Source organism: uncultured Sphaerotilus sp. (assembly GCF_963924895.1).
GTDB lineage: Bacteria > Pseudomonadota > Gammaproteobacteria > Burkholderiales > Burkholderiaceae_C > Sphaerotilus.
Window position 1 is genome coordinate 188361 of sequence record NZ_CAWURG010000003.1, and the last position, 19738, is coordinate 208098.

Annotated in this window: 16 protein-coding genes and 1 tRNA gene; 10 read left to right on the forward strand and 7 right to left on the reverse strand. The window is 64.7% G+C overall.

Annotated features, from left to right (window positions below):
* Positions 1-29 precede the first annotated feature (29 nt).
* The 4 genes from AABN02_RS01625 (at position 30) to AABN02_RS01640 (ending at position 4987) form a co-directional block, all read left to right on the forward strand.
* The gene (locus tag AABN02_RS01625; RefSeq protein ID WP_338413175.1) at positions 30-2489 is read left to right on the forward strand and encodes a sodium-translocating pyrophosphatase; all 2460 of its coding nucleotides are present in this window, start codon (positions 30-32) and stop codon (positions 2487-2489) included.
* 287 nt (positions 2490-2776) lie between these two features.
* The gene (gene phaZ / locus AABN02_RS01630) at positions 2777-4126 is read left to right on the forward strand and encodes a polyhydroxyalkanoate depolymerase (protein WP_338413176.1); all 1350 of its coding nucleotides are present in this window, start codon (positions 2777-2779) and stop codon (positions 4124-4126) included.
* A 101-nt stretch (positions 4127-4227) separates the two neighbouring features.
* The gene (rsxB, locus tag AABN02_RS01635; protein WP_338413177.1) at positions 4228-4890 is read left to right on the forward strand and encodes an electron transport complex subunit RsxB; all 663 of its coding nucleotides are present in this window, start codon (positions 4228-4230) and stop codon (positions 4888-4890) included.
* A gap of 21 nt (positions 4891-4911) precedes the next feature.
* A tRNA-Ala gene (locus AABN02_RS01640) sits at positions 4912-4987 on the forward strand.
* Between the two features lie 167 nt (positions 4988-5154).
* Here AABN02_RS01640 and AABN02_RS01645 read toward each other — a convergent pair.
* The 7 genes from AABN02_RS01645 to AABN02_RS01675 form a co-directional block, all read right to left on the reverse strand.
* Positions 5155-6006 carry a family 16 glycosylhydrolase gene (locus AABN02_RS01645; protein ID WP_338413178.1) on the reverse strand — a complete coding sequence of 284 codons (852 nt, stop codon included), beginning with the start codon at positions 6004-6006 and terminating at the stop codon, positions 5155-5157.
* Positions 6007-6228: 222 nt separating this feature from the next.
* Positions 6229-6489 (reverse strand): translation initiation factor IF-1, encoded by a 261-nt coding sequence (gene infA, locus AABN02_RS01650; protein ID WP_179634929.1) that lies wholly within the window; start codon positions 6487-6489, stop codon positions 6229-6231.
* A 28-nt stretch (positions 6490-6517) separates the two neighbouring features.
* The gene (locus AABN02_RS01655; RefSeq protein ID WP_338413179.1) at positions 6518-7267 is read right to left on the reverse strand and encodes an SAM-dependent methyltransferase; all 750 of its coding nucleotides are present in this window, start codon (positions 7265-7267) and stop codon (positions 6518-6520) included.
* 170 nt (positions 7268-7437) lie between these two features.
* The gene (locus AABN02_RS01660) at positions 7438-7683 is read right to left on the reverse strand and encodes a hypothetical protein (RefSeq protein ID WP_338413180.1); all 246 of its coding nucleotides are present in this window, start codon (positions 7681-7683) and stop codon (positions 7438-7440) included.
* Positions 7684-7746: 63 nt separating this feature from the next.
* Positions 7747-8322, reverse strand: coding sequence for a DUF2242 domain-containing protein (locus AABN02_RS01665; protein WP_338413181.1), 576 nt, complete (start codon positions 8320-8322; stop codon positions 7747-7749).
* Between the two features lie 20 nt (positions 8323-8342).
* Positions 8343-8714 (reverse strand): hypothetical protein, encoded by a 372-nt coding sequence (locus AABN02_RS01670; RefSeq protein WP_338413182.1) that lies wholly within the window; start codon positions 8712-8714, stop codon positions 8343-8345.
* A gap of 66 nt (positions 8715-8780) precedes the next feature.
* Positions 8781-9968: a PilT/PilU family type 4a pilus ATPase gene (locus tag AABN02_RS01675; protein ID WP_338413183.1), complete on the reverse strand. Its 1188-nt coding sequence runs from the start codon at positions 9966-9968 to the stop codon at positions 8781-8783.
* Positions 9969-10246: 278 nt separating this feature from the next.
* Here AABN02_RS01675 and AABN02_RS01680 point away from each other — a divergent pair, with 278 nt between their 5' ends.
* The 6 genes from AABN02_RS01680 to AABN02_RS01705 are packed head-to-tail and all read left to right on the forward strand — an operon-like array spanning position 10247 to position 19680.
* Complete coding sequence (locus AABN02_RS01680) at positions 10247-12667, forward strand: N-6 DNA methylase (protein ID WP_338413184.1); 2421 nt, start codon at positions 10247-10249, stop codon at positions 12665-12667.
* A complete protein-coding gene (locus AABN02_RS01685; protein ID WP_338413185.1) occupies positions 12658-13914 on the forward strand; it encodes a restriction endonuclease subunit S in 1257 nt (418 codons plus the stop codon). Before AABN02_RS01680 ends, AABN02_RS01685 begins: the two co-directional genes overlap by 10 nt.
* Entirely contained in the window at positions 13911-15104 is a 1194-nt protein-coding gene (locus tag AABN02_RS01690) for an AAA family ATPase (RefSeq protein WP_338413186.1), read from the forward strand. Before AABN02_RS01685 ends, AABN02_RS01690 begins: the two co-directional genes overlap by 4 nt.
* A gap of 1 nt (position 15105) precedes the next feature.
* The gene (locus AABN02_RS01695) at positions 15106-15789 is read left to right on the forward strand and encodes a hypothetical protein (protein ID WP_338413187.1); all 684 of its coding nucleotides are present in this window, start codon (positions 15106-15108) and stop codon (positions 15787-15789) included.
* A 55-nt stretch (positions 15790-15844) separates the two neighbouring features.
* On the forward strand, positions 15845-18967 hold the full coding sequence (locus AABN02_RS01700; protein WP_338413188.1) for a type I restriction endonuclease subunit R: 3123 nt from the start codon (positions 15845-15847) through the stop codon (positions 18965-18967).
* Positions 18964-19680: a SprT family zinc-dependent metalloprotease gene (locus tag AABN02_RS01705; protein WP_338413189.1), complete on the forward strand. Its 717-nt coding sequence runs from the start codon at positions 18964-18966 to the stop codon at positions 19678-19680. Before AABN02_RS01700 ends, AABN02_RS01705 begins: the two co-directional genes overlap by 4 nt.
* The last annotated feature ends 58 nt before the right edge of the window (positions 19681-19738 follow it).

Genomic DNA, 19738 nt, shown 5'->3' on the forward strand with positions numbered 1-19738 from the left:
GACCCACCCCCACGAGGAAGGAGACTCCGATGTCCATGACCACCGCGCTGACGGCGGCGCTGCTCTGCGGCCTGGCCGCAGTGATTTACGGCTTCATCACCCGAAGCTGGATCCTCAGGCAAGACGCGGGCAACGCCCGGATGCAGGAGATCGCCATGGCGATCCAGCAGGGTGCCGCCGCCTACCTGGCCCGCCAGTACCGCACCATCGCCATCGTCGGCGTGGTGCTGGCCGTGCTGATCGCGCTCTTCATCGGGCTGCCCACGGCGGTGGCCTTCGTCATCGGCGCCGTGCTCTCGGGCGCCTGCGGCTTCATCGGCATGAACGTGTCGGTGCGGGCCAATGTCCGCACCGCGCAGGCCGCCACCCGCGGCATGAACGACGCGCTGAACATCGCCTTCAAGGGCGGCGCGATCACCGGGATGCTGGTGGTCGGCCTGGGCCTGCTGGGCGTGGGCATCGTGTTCTGGGTGCTGACCAGCGGTGGCACGACACCGGGCGCGGACCTCTCCACCGCGATCAAGCCGCTGATGGGCCTGGCCTTCGGCTCATCGCTGATCTCGATCTTCGCGCGGCTCGGCGGCGGCATCTTCACCAAGGGCGCCGATGTGGGCGCCGATCTGGTGGGCAAGGTCGAAGCCGGCATCCCCGAGGACGACCCGCGCAACCCGGCCGTGATCGCCGACAACGTGGGCGACAACGTCGGTGACTGCGCCGGCATGGCGGCCGACCTGTTCGAGACCTACGCGGTCACCCTGATCGCGACCATGGTGCTCGGCGCGCTGCTGATCACCACGGCGCCGATGGTGGCGGTGGTCTATCCGCTGCTGCTGGGTGGCGTGTCGATCATCGCGTCGATCATCGGCTGCAGCGTCGTCAAGGCCAGCCCCGGCATGAAGAACGTGATGCCGGCGCTCTACAAGGGCCTGATCGTCGCAGGCGTGCTGTCGCTGATTGCCTTCTACTTCGTCACGACGCTGTTCGTGCCGGACGACGTGCTGGGCAGCGCGGGCAGCCAGATGCGGCTGTTCGGCGCCTGTGCCGTCGGTCTGGTGCTGACCGCGGCGCTGGTCTGGATCACCGAGTACTACACCGGCACGCAGTACGCCCCGGTGCAGCACGTCGCGCAAGCGTCCACCACGGGCCACGGCACCAACGTCATCGCCGGTCTGGGCGTCTCCATGCGCTCGACCGCGTGGCCGGTGCTGTTCGTCTGTCTGGCGATCCTGGCCGCGTTCCAGCTGGGCGGCCTGTACGGCATCGCCATCGCCGCGACCTCGATGCTGAGCATGGCCGGCATCGTCGTCGCCCTCGACGCCTACGGCCCGATCACCGACAACGCCGGCGGCATCGCCGAGATGGCCGAGATGCCCAAGTCGGTGCGCGACATCACCGACCCGCTGGACGCCGTGGGCAACACGACCAAGGCGGTGACCAAGGGCTACGCGATCGGCTCGGCGGGTCTGGCTGCACTCGTGCTGTTCGCCGACTACACCCATGCGCTCGAAGCCCGTGGCCTGCACATCAGCTTCGACCTGTCGAACCACCTGGTGATCGTCGGCCTCTTCATCGGTGGCCTGATCCCCTACCTGTTCGGCGCGATGGCGATGGAGGCGGTCGGCCGCGCGGCCGGCAGCGTGGTCGTGGAAGTGCGGCGCCAGTTCCGGGACATCCCCGGCATCATGCAGGGCACGGCCAAGCCGGAATACGGCCGCGCGGTGGACATGCTGACCTCGGCGGCGATCAAGGAAATGGTCGTGCCGAGCCTGTTGCCGGTGGTCGTGCCGGTGCTGGTGGGTCTGCTGCTCGGACCGGCGGCGCTGGGCGGCTTGCTGATGGGCACGATCGTGACCGGCCTGTTCGTCGCGATCTCGATGTGTACCGGGGGCGGCGCCTGGGACAACGCCAAGAAGTACATCGAAGATGGCCACCACGGCGGCAAGGGCAGCGAGGCGCACAAGGCCGCCGTCACGGGCGACACGGTGGGCGATCCCTACAAGGACACCGCCGGCCCGGCCATCAACCCGCTGATCAAGATCATCAACATCGTCGCGCTGCTGATCGTGCCCCTGCTGTCGGGTGGCTCGGCCCCGGCGCCAGCTGCCAAGGTGGAAGCGGCCCCGGCGGCGGCGGTTGTCGCGGCACCAGCGGTCGATGCCGACGCGGCCTCCATCAAGGTCGAGAACGGCGTCGTGAAGTTCTACTTCGCCTCCGGCGGGGCGGCGCTGGCGGATGGCGCTCCGGCCGCGCTCGCGGATGTCGTCAAGGCGGTCGGGGAAGGCAAGATGGCCGTGCTCAGCGGCTTCCACGATGCCAGCGGCGACCCGGCCAAGAACGCCGAGCTGGCCAAGCTGCGGGCCTTCGCGGTGCGGGACGCCCTCAAGGCGCTCGGTGTCGCCGACGACAAGGTCGAGCTGAGCAAGCCCGCCGAGTCGACCGGCAGCGGCTCTGCGGCCGAGGCGCGCCGGGTTGAAGTGACCCTGAAGTGACACCCCGGTGACGCAAACCTTGTAGTACCACGGCAACAGACCCGTCTCTCCGGCGGGTCGGTTGCTGCTTTTTGGAACAGTTCCTCCAGCGATCCTGACATGGGAATTTCAGAACTCCGCGCAACAGGCCACGGGTGCCCCCGACCTTGGGGAATTGCCTGCTTGATTCCGGGCCACTTGCGATTCATCCTTCAGAAAAAGCGGCGAAGGCATACAATGCTGCAGTGCAACATATTCGCTCGCCACCCACTCGGTGACGAAGCCCCCCGGTAGTCAGAGGAATCGCAATGCTTTACCAACTCTACGAAACGCAACGCGCGTTGCTCAGTCCGTTTGCCGAATTCGCCAGCGCCACCGGCAAGCTGTACAGCCACCCGCTGTCTCCCTTCGCCCAGGCCCCCGGTTCGCAACGGATGGCTGCCGGCTTTGACCTGGTGCATCGCCTGACCAAGGAATACGAGAAGCCCCCCTTCGGCATCAACTCGGTCCAGGTCGACGGCGTCGACGTCGCCGTGCAGGAACAGGTGATCGAGTCCAAGCCTTTCTGCCGCCTGCTGCGCTTCAAGCGCTACACCGACAACGCCCAGATGCTGGAGCGCATGCGCGCACAGCCGATCGTGCTGGTCGTCGCCCCGCTGTCCGGCCACCATTCCACGCTGCTGCGTGACACCGTGCGCACGCTGCTGCAGGACCACAAGGTCTACATCACCGACTGGGTCGATGCCCGCATGGTGCCGATGGCCGATGGCGAATTCCACCTGGCCGACTACATCGGCTACGTGCAGGACTTCATCCGCCTGCTCGGCCCGGAGGTCAATGTGATCTCGGTGTGCCAGCCGACGGTGCCGGTGCTGGCCGCGATCTCGCTGCTGGCCTCGCGCGGCGAGTTCACGCCCCGCACGATGACGATGATGGGCGGCCCGATCGACGCCCGCAAGAGCCCCACGGCAGTGAACAATCTGGCAACGAACCGCACGCACGACTGGTTCGAGCAGAACGTGATCTACCGCGTGCCGCAGAACTACCCGGGCGCTGGTCGCCGTGTCTACCCTGGCTTCATGCAGCACACCGGCTTCGTCGCGATGAACCCGGACCGCCACGCCAACTCGCACTGGGATTACTTCCTGGATCTGGTGCGCGGCGATGACGACAGTGCCGAGTCGCACCGCCAGTTCTACGACGAGTACAACGCCGTGCTCGACATGGACGCGGACTACTACCTCGAAACCATCAAGACTGTGTTCCAGGACTTCTCGCTGGTCTACGGCACCTGGAACGTCAAGGGTGAACTGGTCCGTCCGCAGGACATCACGACCACCGCGCTGCTGACCGTCGAAGGCGAGCTGGACGACATCTCCGGCGCCGGCCAGACCGAAGCCGCGCAAGGCCTGTGCAGCGGCATCCCGGCCGACCGCCGCCAGCACTATCTGGTGCAGGGTGCCGGTCACTACGGCATCTTCTCCGGCCGCCGCTGGCGCGAGATGGCCTACCCGGAAGTGCGCAAGTTCATCCTGCAGCACCAGCAGCCTGCGCAGGCCGCCGCACCGGCCATCGCCGCAGCCCCGGCAGCGCCGGTAGCCGCAGCACCTGCTGCTGCCGCGCCGGCCAAGGGCAAGAAGTCCACGGCGACGAGCTGATCCGTCCACGCGCGGTTTTCGCGCTGCGACACAATGCGGGGCCGGTGACCAACCGGCCCCGTTTTTTTGCGTCTGCGACACCGGGCGCACGCCACCAGACCATGCCCACGCTTGCCGACCAGATCGACGCCCTGCTGCCGCAGACCCAGTGCACCCGCTGCGGCTATCCCGACTGCCGCACCTACGCCGAGGCCATCGCTGCGGGCCAGACCGAGATCAACCGCTGCCCGCCTGGCGGCACGGCAGGCGTGGTCCGGCTGGCGGCAGTGACCGGTCGCGCTGTCGTGCCGCTGGACACCGCCTGCGGCGTCGAAGGTCCCCTGACCGTTGCCGTGATCGACGAACGCTGGTGCATCGGCTGCACCCTGTGCATCAAGGCCTGTCCGGTCGACTGCATCGTCGGCACGCACAAGCAGATGCACACGGTCATCGAGTCCCAATGCACGGGCTGCGAGTTGTGCCTGCCGGCCTGCCCGGTCGACTGCATCTCGCTTGAAGTCACCACACCAGGCCGGACCGGCTGGCTGGCCTGGACCGATACCCAGGCCCAGGAAGCCCGCACCCGATACCTGGACCGGAACGGGCGTCGCAGCCGGGCGGGACTCCAGCATGCAGCGCAGCTGGAAGCCAAGGCGGTCCACAAGCTGGAGCATCTGGAGGCGCTGACGAAGCAGGCCGAGGTACCGGGTGAGCTGGACCGCAAACGCCAGATCATCGAGGCCGCGCTGGCCAAGGCGCGCGCGCAACGCGTCGCGAAGTCATGATATAGTTTCTGTCGTTGTGTCGGGGGGGTAGCTCAGCTGGGAGAGCGTCGCGTTCGCAATGCGAAGGTCGGGAGTTCGATCCTCCTCCTCTCCACCATCACAACCATCTCGCCAGACCGAAACGCTGGCACAAGCAAAAAGCCCCTGAGAATCAACACTCAAGGGCTTTTTTGTTGCCTGTTGAAGGCGGCATCCATCGACGCTCGGGCGGACAGACACCGCTGCGAGGAACGGTGGCTCCTCGCAGTTCGAAGCCTTCTGCTTTCAGGCCGTGCGGGCTGCAGCACGGGCCTCGCGCCGGCGGCGCCAGGCGAGGAGACCAGCGCCGGCGGACATCAGCAGGGCCGAGGCCGGCTCGGGCACGGGCGTCACGGCGGCTTCGAATGCGATGCTGTCAAAGTAGGCACGTGTGGGGGCGCCCGAATAGCTGCCGAACAGCGGCGCGGTGATCGGGTTGGCGGCCCAGACATCGCTGACGATGTAGCCATCGGCCGAGGGCAGCGAGCCACCCATCATGCTGAAGACTTCGCTGTTGTCGACATACCAGTGCAGCGCGCCAGCGCTCGCGTCGAACGCATAGGTGTGCAGGCCGGCCGAGGCGTCAAACCCCAGATTGATGGTCTGGTACTGCGCCCCGACACCCGCCTGAACGTAGCTGACCTGCAGCCGGGTCGGATCCTGGCCCTGGATGTGCATGCCGACCAGGTCCGTCGGCGCAGCCGCCACGGAACCGCTGTACTTCATGAAGTCCGTGACCACGCCCTGCCCGCCTGCGGCCTTGAGCACCGCGGTGTAGCGGCCGAAGCCATAGGTGTCATTGCTGACCAGCTGGCCCGACGCAGACGACCGGCCGCCGCACTGCTCCGGCGCCATGGCACACGGCGCGGTGTTCAGGCGGAGCTGCATCTCGCCGCCCGAAAAGGCGATGTGGTCCGCGCGCCAGCTGTTGTTCACCGGAGCGACAGGCGGCACATCATTCGACCGGGTCCAGCGGCTGGCGTCCTGGCTGTCGAGCCCGTCAACAAACGACGTGCCCGCTGCATGGACGAGACCGGAGACCGGCAGCAGCGCCAGAGCCAGCGCGAGCGACTTGATAGGACGTGAATAAGCGGACATGAGTGGGTGCAATCTGGGTTAATTCGATCGATCTGAAAAATCAGATCGTGTTCATACCCCCAAGACTAGGCATTGCAAGCCCGCTCCACACCCCCTCAAACGGGTACTTCCACACACTCTGGCTGCAGCAAGCCAGCCAAATGTGAGAAATTCACCCAACGGGCGACCGCCTCGGCGGTGCTCGTTCCATCACTGCTCCGCGATGCGGAGCAGTTCCATGCATCAACGGCGTGCGCCGCCGTGCGACGGGGCAGGACCGCGGCGCTCGATGTGACGGAAGGTGATACGGCCCTTCGTCATGTCGTAGGGCGACAGTTCCAGCGACACCGCGTCCCCCGCCAGAATGCGGATGTGGTGCTTGCGCATCTTGCCGGAGGTGTAGGCGATCAGTTGATGGCCGTTCTCCAGCGTCACGCGAAAACGCGAATCGGGGAGCACCTCAGTGACGCTGCCATTCATGGCGATCAGTTCTTCTTTGGCCAAACGGGGCCTCCTGTGAAATGGATGGAATTCAAGACGCGAGTCCGCCAGGCGAACCCGCTGCCGATGCGACTCGGCGGTAATGCAGCAATCGGCCACTGTACGCACTCTCCGTCGCCGACAAGAGGCGGCGGATCGGTGTCTCGTGCAGCGCATAACCCATCGCCGCCATGCGGCGGTGAAACGGCGATCGGTTGCCACGGTTGGGATCAATGATCATCACCTCGCACACGGGAGCCCCGTGGCGGCCGATGAAGGACGACAGCACCCCTGCATCGTCCCGCTCATAGAGCACGTCGCTGCCGATGATCAGGTCGAACAATCCCTCGACCTGCGGCCCGAAGGCTGCATGGCGGGGGTCCACCTGCAGGTCCTTCGTCGACGCCTCCTGCGCACCCCAATGCCCGTGGCAATACGGCATCGGTGGCAACTCGTTCAATCTCAGATTCTCGCGCAGAAAGCTGCCAGCCAGTGGATGACAGTCGCTTGCCGTGACATCAACGCCGCGCCGATGAGCCACCAGACTGGCCAGGCCCAGGCCACAGCCGATTTCAAGAATGCGCTCGGCCACCCGCAAGGGCCGGATCGCCATGGCCGCTGCCAGATGCAGCCCGGACGGCCAGACCAGACCGAACAGCGGCCACGCAGCCGACGAAATGCCCAGCCCTTGCGCATCTCCCAGCGGATCGGCGAACTGCTGGCGGTCCAGCAACGACCGAATGTTGAGCGTTGCAGCACCGATCACCTCGATGATCTCGTGCTTGAGCAGGTATCCCGGCATGCGAGGCGAGTCCTCTTGGGCCGCCGGAACCCGACCAACAGGGACACGGCCAGTGAATGGGCGCTAGCGCGACGCAAAAACAAAACCGCTGCAAAGTCGAAACAACTTTGCAGCGCCTTTGCGCAGTTTACTCTTGCAACGCCATCTTGACAAATCGGCAGACCCGGTGGTCATTTCGCCCGGGTGGCCAGCTGCGCGCACACATTGCGTCCGGTGACCGTGAGTCGCAGACTGCCGCCGTGCCACTCCATCCAGTTCAGCGCCACGTAGTCCTCGATGAGCGAGGTGTCGATCAGATCGGCGCGGCGGCGGCTCAGGAATTCGACCGTCGGCAGCAATGCGGCCCGCAGCGCGTCAGCGCGCGTTCCCTGCACTTCCCGTCCCTTCTGGGCGGATGGGGGCCGTGAACCGGTCATGGTGCTCTCCAGTCGTTGGGAAACAATAGCACCATTCATGCCCGGCGGATCTTGGCACCGGCCCTAGGGTGCGTCGAGGTACCGCTCGATCAGCCCGAAAAACCGGTCATAGAACGCGCCGGCCGGGATCGTCTCGCTGGCGACCTTGACCAGCGAGTCGTCGCTGGAGGACACCGGCAGCGACAGCGACCCGATCGCGCTCACCCCCAGACTGGCGGAGTTGGGGTTCTTCTTGAGGGAGTAGCGGTCCTGCACCGCGTTGACGAAGGCGATCGTCGAGCGCGGATCGCCCACGGTGGCCGCCGACGGCGTCACCTCGGGCACGCAGACGATGTGGAACTCGATCTGCACATGGACCTCGGCTTCCGGCTGGAAGCTCTTGCGGCCATTGACCGCGTCGGCCCGGGCCGCGGAGGTGATGACATAGCCCTGGCTGAGCAGCGCACGCCGGGCCGCTTCGCAGGTGGACGTGACATCGGACGTGAAGACCCGCGAGAAGGTTTCCGTCGACGCGAACGCCTCGTTCAGATAGACCCGGCTGGTCTTGGGGGACACGCCCGGGGCCCCCGCGCAGCCAGCCAGCATGGCCGCCGCGACCACCAGTGTCGCGATCGATGCGCAGCGGTCGAGTGGTCGCATGGCCGGGCCGGGAGCAGCCGTCAACGGGCCGGGCGGCGTCCCGCGGGTTTGGCCTTGGCCGCCGGTTTGTCAGCCACGGCGGACTCTGGCGCGGCGGAGAACAGCTTCGCGGCCCGGCTCTTGATCTCGAGCAGCTCGGTCGGCGTGACCGAGTAGCGCGCGGCCATCACATCGACCGTGATGCTGAACTCGACATCCTTCTTGCCGTTGGTCAGCAGGCCGGACGTGAACTCGTAGTCCTCGTCGTGGGCCGGGAAACCGTCGGCCTCCAGATCATGGTCCTCGTAGCGAACGTTGCCGATCTCGCCGCTGGCCATGTCCAGCAGCCCGGTGGACTTGATGATGCTGTCGGACAGCTCGTCGATGATGGCGATGGGCAGTTTCAGGTCCATGTGCAAGCGTTTCAATTGAGGGCGCCGGATGATGCCACAGCGTCGTGGCGGCCCCCTGCCCTTGCGTCAGCGCGCCCCAGCGGCCGGGGCTTCGGGTTCGGCCGGCTTCGGTTCCTGCTCGAAGTCCAGCGACATGAAGGCCGAGGACGGCGGCTCACCCCGGCGGCTCTTGAGCTTGATCTGCAGGCGCAGCTCGTTGGCGGAATCGGCATTGCGCAGCGCGTCGTCGAAGCTGATCAGGCCCTCGTTGTAGAGGTCGAACAAGGCCGCATCGAAGGTGCACATGCCCAGCTCGCGCGAGCGGGCCATGACGGATTTGATCTCGTTGAACTCGCCCTTGAAGATGCGGTCGGCGATGGTCGGCGTGTTGAGCAGAATCTCGATGGCCGCGGCCCGGCCGTTGCCATCCTCGCGCCGCACCAGGCGCTGGGAAACGATGGCGCGCAGGTTGGCGGACAGGTCCATCAGCAGTTGCGCGCGTCGTTCCTCGGAGAAGAAATTGATGATCCGCTCGATGGTCTGGCTGGCGCTGTTGGCGTGCAGCGTGCCGAGGCAGAGGTGGCCCGTCTCGGCGAAGGCGATCGCGTGTTCCATCGTCTCGGCGTCACGGATCTCGCCGATCAGGATCACGTCGGGCGCCTGGCGCAGCGTGTTCTTCAGCGCGTGGTGCCACGACTTGGTGTCCACGCCCACCTCGCGGTGGGTGACCAGCGACTTGCGCGAGGCGTGGACGTATTCCACCGGGTCTTCGACCGTGATGATGTGGCCGGCGGACTCGCGGTTGCGGTGGTCGATCATCGCGGCCAGCGTGGTCGACTTGCCCGACCCGGTGGCCCCCACCACCAGCACCAGGCCGCGCTTGTCCATCACCACATCCTTGAGCTTGGACGGCAGCTTGAGCTTGTCGATGTTCGGGATTTCCGACGCGATGGTGCGGATCACCATGCCCACGCTCTGCTGCTGGACGTAGACGTTGACCCGGAAGCGCGACACGCCGGGGATCGAGATGGCGAAGTTGCACTCCATCTCGCTCTCGAATTCCTGGCGCTGGGTCTCGTTCATCAGCGCCTGGGCGAGGCGGCGCGTGGTGTCCGCGTTGAGCTTCTGCGCGGTCAGCGGCTGCATGCTGCCGTGCGACTTGATGCTCGGCGGGAAGTCGGTGGCGATGAACAGGTCCGAGCCACCGGCGCGCACCATCGCGGCCAGCAGCTTGTGCATGTAGGTGCGGGCTTGGTCTTCGGTCAGGGCGGACATGGGGCTCCATCACATGAGGGGCTGGGGCACACCGCCGCAGCGCAGCCGGGAGGTTGCCAGCGGCGTGGGCTGGGGAATCAGCGGATAAGCCGGATGACTGCGGCGCAGCGCGCACGAGCGGCCTGTCTGCGGGCTCCAACGCCATGGTCCTTCGCGCCGTTTAATCCCGCTGAGGGGCGTCACGATCGGTCTGGTGCTCGCCGATGCCCTCAAAATCCACCCTCTTCAGCCCGGGCAGATCGCGCGTTTTCCTTCAAGAATATTTGTTACAGCAATTCATGGCCATCAAGAAGTCCGACCTCTACTCGTCCCTCTGGGCCTCCTGCGATGAACTGCGCGGTGGCATGGATGCCAGCCAGTACAAGGACTACGTCCTGTTCATGCTGTTCATCAAGTACATCACCGACAAGTACGGTGACAGCGATGACTTCGCGCCGCCGGTGATCATCCCGCCAGGCGCGAGCTTCAAGGACATGGTCGCGCTCAAGGGCAAGATCGACATCGGCGACAAGATCAACACCCAGATCATCCAGCCGCTGATCGACGCCAACGCACGGCTGGCGCGCACCGACTTTCCCGACTTCAACGACCCCAACAAGCTCGGCGAAGGCAAGGACATGGTGGACAAGCTGACCAATCTGGTCGGCATCTTCCAGAAACCCGAGCTGGATTTTTCGCAGAACCGCGCCGAGCACGACGACATCCTCGGCGACGCCTACGAGTACCTGATGCGGCACTTCGCCACCGAGAGTGGCAAGAGCAAGGGCCAGTTCTACACGCCGTCCGAGGTGAGCCGCGTCATCGCCAAGGTGATCGGCATTTCGCCGGCCAACACCCGCGCGGCCACCACCGCCTATGACCCGACTTGCGGCTCGGGCTCGCTGCTGCTGAAGGTAGCGGCCGAGGCGGGCAAGCACATCACGCTGGAGGGACAGGAGAAGGACGTGACCACGGCGGGTCTGGCCCGCATGAACATGATCCTGCACGACTTCCCGACCGCCAGCATCCTGTCGGGCAACACGCTGGCCGCACCCAAGTTCAAGGACGGCGAGCAGCTCCGCACTTACGACTACGTGGTCGCGAATCCGCCGTTCTCGGACAAGACCTGGAGCACGGGCCTCACGCCGAGCCACGACGCCTACCAGCGCTTCGCCTGGGGCGAGCCTCCGACCAAGCAGGGTGACTACGCCTATCTGCTGCACATCATCCGGTCGATCAAGAGCAGCGGCAAAGGCGCCTGCATCCTGCCGCACGGCGTGCTGTTCCGCGGCAATGCCGAGGCCGTGATCCGCCAGCAGCTGGTGCGCTCGGGCATTCTCAAGGGCGTGATCGGCCTGCCGGCGAACCTGTTCTACGGCACCGGCATTCCGGCCTGCATCCTGGTGCTGGACAAGGAGAACGCCAGTGCGCGCAAAGGCGTGTTCATGGTCGATGCCGCCAAGGGCTACATCAAGGACGGCAACAAGAACCGCCTGCGCGAGCAGGACATCCACCGCATCGTCGACACCTTCACCAAGCAGACCGACACGCCGCGTTATGCCCGCATGGTGCCGTTCGACGAGATTGCTGACGCGAAGAACGACTTCAACCTCAACCTGCCGCGCTACATCGACAGCGCCGAGCCCGAGGACCTGCACGACATCGACGCCCACTTGCGCGGCGGCATCCCCGAGCGGGATCTGGACGCCTTCTCGGCCTACTGGGCGGTGCTGCCCGGCGTGCGCGCCACGCTGTTCGAGTCCGCTGGGCGGCCGGGTTATGCCCGGCTGAAGCTGGCGCTGGCCGAGGTCAAGCCCGCCATCCTGGGCCACGCCGAGTTCACCGCGTTCAACCAGACCGCGACGCAGCGCTTTGCCGACTGGCGTGCGGAGGCCACGCGGCAGCTCGGCGGTTTTGGCGTGGGCAGCCAGCCCAAGGCGCTGATCGAGGTGCTGGCCGAGGACCTGCTCGCCCGCTTCCGCGCGGTGTCGCTGCTCGACGCCTACGACGTCTACCAGCACCTGATGGACTACTGGGCCGAGACGATGCAGGACGATGCCTACCTGATCGCCGCTGACGGCTGGGTGGCCCGGCCGGCGCGCATCGTCGAGACCGACAAGAAGGGCAGGCGCAAGGACAAGGGCTGGGCCTGCGACCTGGTCCCCAAGCCCTTGATCGTGGCCCGCTATTTCGCCAAGGAACAGGCGGCGCTGGAGGGGCGGCAGGCCGAGTCGGAAGCCGCTGGGGCCAGCCTTGCCGAGCTGGAAGAGGAGCACAGCGGTGAAGACGCCGTGTTCGCCGGCTACGACAGCATCACCGCTGCGGCGGTGAAGGAGCGGGTGCGCGAGATTGGCCGGGATCCGGATGGTGCGGTGGAGCTGAAGATCCTGAAGGAGTGGCTCGGCCTGAGCGAACGGATCACCGCGCTGAAGAAGCAGGTCAAGGACTCCGACGCGGCGCTCGACAAGCTCGCCTGCGAGAAATACCCACAGCTCACCGATGCCGAGATCAAGGCGCTGGTGGTGGACGACAAGTGGATGGCGCAGCTGGCGGCCACGGTGCAGGGCGAGCTGGATCGGGTGTCGCAGACGCTGACCGGGCGTGTGCGTGAACTGGCCGAGCGCTACGCCGCGCCGATGGCGCAGCTCACCGAGGAGGTGGCGACGCTCGCCGACAGGGTTGAGGAACACCTTAAGCGGATGGGGGCGTCATGGAAGTGAAGCCTGGCTACAAGCAGACTGATGCTGGCGTGATACCGACTGAGTGGAGTACGCGAACGATTATCGAAACCACTTCTAAGATCATCGACTACCGAGGCCGTACACCGCGAAAGCTGGGGATGGATTGGGGTGGTGGAGATATTCCTGCGCTCTCGGCACGCAACGTAAAGTGTGGATTTATCGACTTTAGTGAGGAGTGTTACCTCGGTTCGGACGCGCTCTACACGAGGTGGATGACCAACGGGGACGCCGCGCCCGACGACATCGTTTTTACAACGGAAGCGCCACTCGGAAATGTGGCCCTTATACCTGATGAACGACGGTACATCCTCAGTCAGCGCACCATCTTGCTGAAGGCAAACCCGACGCTCGCATTCAGCCCATTCCTATTTCAGTTGATGCTGTCGGATCATTTCCAAAAACTACTTTCTGAAAATTCATCAGGCTCAACTGCTCAAGGAATTAAACGGAAAAAATTCGAACAACTGCAGGTTACCTGCCCACCCGTTGTTGAACAACGTGCCATCGCCGAAGCCTTGAGCGATGTGGATGCCCTGCTGGCCGGCCTAGACCGTCTCATCGCCAAGAAGCGCCACCTCAAACAGGCCGCCGCGCAGCAACTACTGACCGGACAGACTCGGCTGCCTGGATTTGGTGGAAAATGGGAGAGGCTCTACTTAGGAAATATGCTGACCGTGAAGGCTACTTACGGCATCGTGACGGCAGGAGAATTTAAGAGTAATGGCATTCCGATGGTGAGGGCGGGAGACATTAAGGTCGGTCGAATTGGCCGCGATATGCCATTCGTGTCGCACGAGAAGAGCGCCGAATACGAGCGAACTGTTTTAAGGCGAAACGACGTCGTTATCGCGTTGGTTGGCTACCCAGGTGAAGCAGCAAGAGTTCCTGTATCGCTTGAAGGCGCGAACATTTCAAGAGCGGTCGGTTTGCTTCGCCTCAATAGCAGGATAATGCCGGACTACCTAGTCTCCTACCTCAACTCACCGGTAGGAAGAAGGATGGTATTGGCTCCTAGCGCGGGATCAGCCCAATTAGTCGTGAATCTGGCGGAACTAAATAAACTCCGATTTTCTCTTCCACCCGTGCCCGAACAAACTGCCATCGCCGCCGTCCTCTCCGACATGGACGCCGAACTCTCCGCCCTCGAAACCCGCCGCGACAAGACCCGCGCCCTCAAGCAGGCCATGATGCAAGAGCTGCTGACAGGCAGAACGAGGTTGATATGACGATGATTCGCACGCTGACGATCCAGGGCTTCAAGTCCATACACCAGACCAGCATCGAACTGGGTCGAGTGAACTGTTTCATCGGCGCCAACGGCGTCGGCAAGAGCAATGTGCTCGAAGCCCTGGGCGTGCTGGGCGCCGCCGCCAATGGCGTGGTGGACGACGAGAGCCTGCTGCGCCGTGGCGTGCGCGCGGGCCTGCCCCGGCTCTACAAAAGCTCGTTTGCCACCGAGCGCACGCCGGCCCACATCGGCATCGGCGTGCAAGGCGATGCCCAAGAGGGCTACCGCGTGTCGCTGCTGAACCCGCTGGACTCGCCCGAGCCGGCCTGGTCGTACAAGACCGAGGTGCTGACCGATGGCACCAACGACGTGGTGTCCGACGGCGTGCGCAACAAGAAGAATCTGAACCCCCAGGCGGGCCTGGCGGCGCTCAAGATGGTGGATCTGGAAGCCAGCAACCCGGCCGCCCGCTTGCTGCGGCGCCTGCAGGACTACGCCATCTATTGCCCCAACACGCCCACCCTGCGCGGCGTGGTGCCGGACATGCAGTCACGCCGGCCCGTGGGCCTGAGCGGTGGACTGCTGGCCGAGAGCTTCGAGGCGCTGCGCAAGCACCTGGAGGCGCAGGAGGAGGCGGGTGACGCGCTGCTCGACCAGGTGCTGGAGCTGATCGACTGGGTGGCCGATGTGCAGGCCACCAGCCACGGCGCCGCGCTGGTGTCGAGCAAGGTGCCGCGCACCAAGCTGATGCTGAAATTCACCGACAGGTTCATGAACAAGAGCCGCAACGAACTGACGGCCTACGACGCCAGCGAGGGCGCGCTCTACATCATCTTCTGCGCCGTGCTGTGCCTGCTGCCTGACGCACCCGGCATCCTGGCCATCGACAACTTCGATCAGGCCCTCAACCCTCGACTGCTGGCCAAGCTGACGTCGCGACTGTCAGGCTGGCTGCAGCACAACGCGGCCGATCGCCAACTGCTCTTCACGGCCCACAACCCGGCGGTGCTGGACGGGCTGGATCTGACCGACCCGCAAACCCGGCTCTTCGCGGTGGAACGCAATAGCAATGGCCTGACAGTAGTGCGGCGGATCGAGCCGTCGGGCGAACTGGCCGGAATGAATCAGCAATACCCGCTGTCCCGCCTGTGGATGATGGGGCACTTGGGGGCCGTGCCCAATGTCTGACTTGCGCATCGCACTGGTGGCCGAAGGGCCGACGGACTACGAAGTGATTCAGGCCTCGCTCAAGGCCATCTTGCCGCAGCCGTTTGTGCTGACCCAGCTGCAGCCCGAGGCAACGCAGCCGCAGATGGGTGCAGGCTGGGGGGGTGTACTGAAATGGTGTGATGCGGCCAGCCAGCGTCACACGGGCTCGCTGGATACCGACCCATTGCTGGGCGACGTTGACCTGCTGATCATCCACTTGGATGTCGATGTGGCGGGCAGCCGCTATGACCAGTGCGGGCCGACCGTAGAAGCCATGGCGGTCAGCAAGGGCTGGGCGGCGCTGCCCTGCGCACGGCCTTGTCCACCGGTGGATGACAGCGTCGTCCCGTTGAAGACGACCCTCAAGAGCTGGCTGGGCGCTGCCCAAGCCGGCCAGAAGACCGTGCTGTGCTTGCCCGCTCAATCCACGGGCACCTGGCTGGCCGCAGCGACCTTGCCACCCGGGCATTCGCTGCTCGCCGGCGCGCAGTGCAACCCTGATCTGGAGGCCAGACTGGGGCAGTTGGCCAAGAGCCAGAAGATCAAGAAGACGGTGCGCGATTACCGGGCTTTCGCAAGCCAGGTGGTCGACAACTGGGCTGCGGTCAAAGCGCTGTGCAGTCAGGCCCATGCTTTTGAACAAGCGGTGCTGGCAGCCATTTGAAGCCGCCTGGCCTGATCGCAAACCAGACAACACCCCCAAGGGAGGGGACACACACATGGCCGGAACATCACGCCACGAGCGAGCGACTCAGAACCGCGTCGTTGAACGCATCACGGCGGCGACACCGCAAGGCGGCCTGGGCTACGCTTACCTGGGCCACTGGAGCAAGCGCGAGAACAACCGCGGCATCGAAACCGACCTCCTGCGTGCCAACCTGGCCGCCCGTCGCTACAGCGCCGCCCACATCAGCGCGGCGCTGTACAAGCTGCAAGCCGCGGCCGACTCGACCGGCATCACGCTCTACCAGGCCAGCCTGCGCACCTACCAGTTGCTGCGGTACGGCGTGCCCGTGCAGATCGCCGCCGGCCAGGCCCACGAGACGGTGCACCTCATCGACTGGGAACACCCCGACAGGAACGACTTCGCGCTGGCCGAGGAGGTGCGGCTGAAGGGCGGCTTCGAGCGCCGGCCGGATCTGGTGCTGTACCTGAACGGCATGGCGATGGTGGTCATCGAACTCAAGCGGAGTTCAGTGGAGGTGGCCGACGGGGTGCGCCAGCTCATCACCAACCAGGAAGAAATCTTCAACAAGGGTTTCTTCAGCACGGTGCAGCTGTTGCTGGCCGGCAGCGATGCGCAAGGCCTGCGCTACGGCACCACCGGCACGCCGGAGCAGTTCTTCGTGGAGTGGAAGGACGAAGCGCTGGTCGCAGCCGGTGCGGTGACGGCCACGCCTTCCGCCGGCTCGCTGCTGGACCGCCCGCTCACCCAGCTCTGCAACAAGGCCCGGTTGCTGGATCTGATCCGCAACTTCGTGGTGTTCGACGCTGGCCACAAGAAGGTGCCACGCCAGCACCAGTTCTTTGGCGTCAAGGCCGCGCAGGAGCGCATCGCCCGCCAGGAGGGTGGCGTGATCTGGCACACCCAAGGCAGCGGAAAGAGCATCCTGATGGTGCTGATCGCCAAATGGCTGCTCGAACACGACCCGAACGCCCGCATCCTCGTCGTCACCGACCGCGATGAACTCGACAAGCAGATCGAGGGCGTGATGAAAAATGCCGGGGTGATCGGCGAGTCAGCACCCTCGCCGCGCATCGTCTCGCGGGCCGACTTCGTGCAGAAGCTGAGTGCCGCCACACCGCGCCTGCTGTGCGCGCTGATCCACAAGTTCAACGTCACCGACCTGAGCGGGCCGCCGCCCAAGGTGCAGGGGCGCTTCTACGTGTTCGTCGACGAATGCCACCGCACGCAGGGCGGCGACATGAACAAGCAGATGAAGCGCTGGCTGGGCAGCGCCCTCTTCATCGGCTTCACCGGCACCCCCTTGCTGCGCAAGGACAAGAAGATGACGCGTGACGTCTTCGGCACCTACATCCACACCTACAAGTTCCACCAGGCCGTGGCCGACGGGGTGGTGCTGGATCTGAAGTACGAGGCCCGCGACGTGCCGCAGCGGCTGACCTCGCCCGCCGCCATCGACCAGTGGTTCGAACACAAAACCAAAGGCTTGAACAACTTCCAGAAGGCGCTGGTGCGCAAGCGCTGGGCCACGATGGAGGAGCTGATGAGTTCGGGCGAGCGCAAGCAGCGCATCATCGCCAACCTCATCGAAGACTTCAGCCTGAAGCCGCGCCTGAACAACGGCCGCGGCACGGCGATCCTGGTGGCCGCGTCGATCTACGACGCCTGCCATTACTTCCGGTTGCTGCAGAACACGAACTTCGGCAGGTACTGCGGCCTCATCACGTCGTACGAGCCGAACGCCGGCGCGATCTCCAGGGAACCCGCCGACAGTGACGAGCGCTACAAGTTCGACACCTACACGCAGCACGTGCTGAAGCATGGCCAGGCCACCAAGGTCTATGAGGACGAAACCAAGCGGCGCTTCATCGAGGAGCCGGCGAACCTGAAACTGCTGATCGTGGTGAGCAAGCTGCTGACGGGCTTCGACGCGCCGAGCTGCACCTACATCTACCTCGACAACCAGCTGCGCGACCACAACCTGTTCCAGGCCATCTGCCGCACCAACCGGCTCGACGGCGCAGACAAGGACTACGGCTACATCGTCGATTTCAAGGAGCTGTACGGCAATGTGCAGGACGCCATTGCGGTCTACAGCTCCGATGAACTGGACATCGACGAAGGTGGTGGCGGTGACGGCGACGACAACAATGTCCACCTGAAGAACTGGCTCGAAGAAGGGCGCAAACAGCTCGACGCGACCCGCGAAGCGCTGCACTACCTGTGCGAGCCAGTGGCCATGCCACGCGAGGTCGAACAGTTTCTGCACTACTTCTGCGGCGATGCCGCCAATCCCGACGCGCTGAACGACACCGAGGTGCTGCGGGTGTCGTTTTACAAGCTGGTCGCCCACGTTGTCCGGGCCTTCGCTGCCATCGCCCAGGACCTGACCGAGGCCGGGTATTCGGATGCCGAGGCGGTGGCGGTGAAGAAGGAAGTCGACTTCTACACCGACACCCGCGCGGCCATCAAGAAGCACTCGGGCGAGGAGTTGGACATCAAGCCTTTCGAGGCCGACATGCGCCACCTCATCAACACCTACATCCAGGCTGATTCAGCCACCCCGCTGGGTGAACTGGGCGAGATGTCGCTGACGGAGCTGATCATCGAGACCGGCATCCACGATGCCATCGCCAGGAAGCTCAATGCCAAGGGCAAGCTCAGCAAGAACGCCATCGCCGAGGGGATCATCAACAACGTTCGAAAGACGATCATCCGCGATCAGCTCACCGACCCGATGTTCTACGAGCAGATGTCCAAGCTGCTGGACGATCTCATCAAACAGAGCCGTACCGACGCGGCAGCCTATGAGGAATTTCTGCGCCAAGCCGAGACACTGGTGAAACAACTCGTCAACAAGCAGCCCAAAGACGGGGTACCGGTCTCGCTGCACGGCAAGCACGAGGCTGTGGTGCTTTTCAACAACCTGGGCTCGATTCCGGCGACGACCTTCCAGTACCCCACCACGGACGACGACAAGGCCGCGCTGGCGCTCAAGATCGACCAGACCGTGCGCGAGCATTCCCCTGCGGGGTGGTACGGTGATCAGGCGCGTGAGTCGCAGGTGGTGAACGCGATCTATCCACTGATGAACAAGGACCGCGCGGCAACCAAAGCCGTCTTCGACATCGTCAAGAACCAGCCGGGCTATCAGTGACCGAGATCATCGAACTCGGCGAGTTCGACATCGCCGTGACGCGCAAAGCCGTCAAGCATGTACACCTGTCGGTACACCCGCCCCAAGGGCATGTCACGCTGGTCGCTCCCTTGGAGACGCGCCTGGAGGTTGCCCGTGCCTATGCGATTTCCAGGCTGGGCTGGATTCGCGACCAACGAGACAAGCTGCAGGCACAGGCGCGGGAAACGCCACGCCAGTACATCGAACGGGAAAGCCACTATCTGTGGGGGCGGCGCTATCTGTTGTCGGTCATCGAGCGTGAGGCAAAGCCGACCGTATCGCTTGATCACCGACGGATCACGCTCGCCGTCCGCCCCGGTACCACGCGAGAACAACGGGCACAGGTCCTGCGGGCATGGCACCGGACGCAGTTGCACGGCGTCGTGCCTGAACTGATTCGCAAGTGGGAGCCCAAGCTCGGTGTGACGGTGACAGGCTATTTCCTGCAGCAGATGAAGACCAAATGGGGCAGCTGCAACCACCGGGCTCGGAATATTCGACTCAATACCGACCTCGTGACCAAGCCGAAAGATCTGCTGGAATACGTCGTCCTGCACGAGATGGTGCACCTGATCGAGCCCAGGCACAGCGAGCGATTCGTCGCACTGCTGGATGCGCACTACCCCACGTGGCGAGAGGCACGGGTCGAACTGAATGCGCTTCCGCTCGCGGCACAGGCGTGGCAGGGGTAGCACTTGCTGGCCCACTGCGGGGCCGTGTCAGACCGTCTTCCACTACGGCACTCGTTCA

Coding starts and splice junctions, on each gene's coding strand:
- AABN02_RS01625 (WP_338413175.1), top strand. CDS start 30: ATGTCCATGACCACCGCGCTGACGGCGGCGCTGCTCTGCGGCCTGGCC.
- phaZ (WP_338413176.1), top strand. CDS start 2,777: ATGCTTTACCAACTCTACGAAACGCAACGCGCGTTGCTCAGTCCGTTT.
- rsxB (WP_338413177.1), top strand. CDS start 4,228: ATGCCCACGCTTGCCGACCAGATCGACGCCCTGCTGCCGCAGACCCAG.
- AABN02_RS01645 (WP_338413178.1), bottom strand. CDS start 6,006: ATGTCCGCTTATTCACGTCCTATCAAGTCGCTCGCGCTGGCTCTGGCG.
- AABN02_RS01655 (WP_338413179.1), bottom strand. CDS start 7,267: ATGCCGGGATACCTGCTCAAGCACGAGATCATCGAGGTGATCGGTGCT.
- AABN02_RS01660 (WP_338413180.1), bottom strand. CDS start 7,683: ATGACCGGTTCACGGCCCCCATCCGCCCAGAAGGGACGGGAAGTGCAG.
- AABN02_RS01665 (WP_338413181.1), bottom strand. CDS start 8,322: ATGCGACCACTCGACCGCTGCGCATCGATCGCGACACTGGTGGTCGCG.
- AABN02_RS01670 (WP_338413182.1), bottom strand. CDS start 8,714: ATGGACCTGAAACTGCCCATCGCCATCATCGACGAGCTGTCCGACAGC.
- AABN02_RS01675 (WP_338413183.1), bottom strand. CDS start 9,968: ATGTCCGCCCTGACCGAAGACCAAGCCCGCACCTACATGCACAAGCTG.
- AABN02_RS01680 (WP_338413184.1), top strand. CDS start 10,247: ATGGCCATCAAGAAGTCCGACCTCTACTCGTCCCTCTGGGCCTCCTGC.
- AABN02_RS01685 (WP_338413185.1), top strand. CDS start 12,658: ATGGAAGTGAAGCCTGGCTACAAGCAGACTGATGCTGGCGTGATACCG.
- AABN02_RS01690 (WP_338413186.1), top strand. CDS start 13,911: ATGACGATGATTCGCACGCTGACGATCCAGGGCTTCAAGTCCATACAC.
- AABN02_RS01700 (WP_338413188.1), top strand. CDS start 15,845: ATGGCCGGAACATCACGCCACGAGCGAGCGACTCAGAACCGCGTCGTT.